The sequence below is a fragment of the Streptomyces sp. NPDC054956 genome, assembly GCF_053609185.1.
Genome location: NZ_JBSGXB010000653.1, coordinates 1 through 1233, shown reverse-complemented (window position 1 = coordinate 1233; position 1233 = coordinate 1). Strand labels below are relative to the sequence as shown.

The window sequence follows — 1233 nt, the reverse complement described above, 5'->3', positions numbered from 1 at the left end:
GCTAGGCCGTCTCTTTCGGATCTTGCCGGTTGAGCCCGCGTCGTCCGGTGCCGTGCATCGGCGCGTTGGCGGGGCGCCCGTGTACTGGACGTACTCGGGTACTCCGCCAACGCGGCGAGGTGCGGTGCCGGGCGGCGTGGGTCAGGCAAGATCCGGAAGAGACGGCCTAGATGTGTTGTCCGGACAGGTTGGTGCCGCGGCTGGCGGGTGTCTGGCCTGCGATGCCGGTGTGGGGTCGGTGGTAGTTGTACCAGTGCAGCCAGTCGGTAAACGCGTCCATCCGTTCGCGGTCTGAGGTGTAGGGCCGCATGTAGGCCCATTCCTCGAGCAGGGTGCGGTGGAAGCGTTCGACCTTGCCGTTGGTCTGGGGGCGCCAGGGCCTGGTCCAGCGTGGGCTGATACCCAGCTCGCGGCAGGTCTGGCGCCAGGTGTTCCTGCTGTACGCCCAGGCGTTGTCGGTCAGCACTCGCTCGACGGTGATGCCCACGGACGCGAACCAGGCAGTCGCTCGTCGCAGGAAGGCGGCGCAGGTCGGAGCGGTCTCGTCGGGCAGGTCTTCGGTGTAGGCGAGGCGGGTGTGATCGTCGAGTGCGGTGTGCAGGTAGGCCCAGCCGGCACCGGTCTTGTTGCGGCGGCCTTCGGCTCTGCCCAGTGCCTGGTGCCCGCCGCCGTCAGGGATCCGGCCGAGCTTCTTGACGTCGATGTGGACGAGTTCGCCGGGTCGGGCGCGTTCGTAGCGGCGGACGGGTTCGCCGGTGGCCCGGTCCAGGGCGGCCAGCGGGGGCAGGCCGTGCCGCTGGAGAATCCGGTGGGCGGTCGACGGTGCGATCCGGCAGCGGGCGGCCAGCCGCAGCGGCCCGATCCGGTGCTCGCGCCGCATCCGCAGTACCTGTTGCTCCACGTCGGCCGGCGTCCTGGCGGGTTGGCGGTGCGGCCGGCTGGACCGGTCACTCATTCCGGCGATGCCCAGCATCCGGTAGCGGCCGGCCCAGCGGGCCGCGGTGGTGTGGCTGACCTGGAACCGTTCCGCGGCCCGCCGCACGGGCCAGCCGTCCTCGACGACGCACCGGGCCAGGCGCAGTCGCCCGGTCTCGGTCAGCGGGGCATTACGGTGGACCACGAGGGCCTCCTCGGCTAGGTGTAGATGTCGCAATCCACACCGAACCCGGAGGCCCTCACCCATTTCAAGAACCCAGCACGTGTGTCACCAACGTCCCCGGACAACACACCTAG

The 1233-nt window shown here is 70.2% G+C and carries 1 protein-coding gene; it reads right to left on the bottom strand.

Annotated features, from left to right (window positions below; genetic code table 11):
- Positions 1-166 precede the first annotated feature (166 nt).
- Positions 167-1120, bottom strand: a complete 954-nt coding sequence (locus ACWGDE_RS39080) for an IS481 family transposase (protein WP_453393838.1) — start codon at positions 1118-1120, stop codon at positions 167-169.
- Positions 1121-1233: the final 113 nt, after the last annotated feature.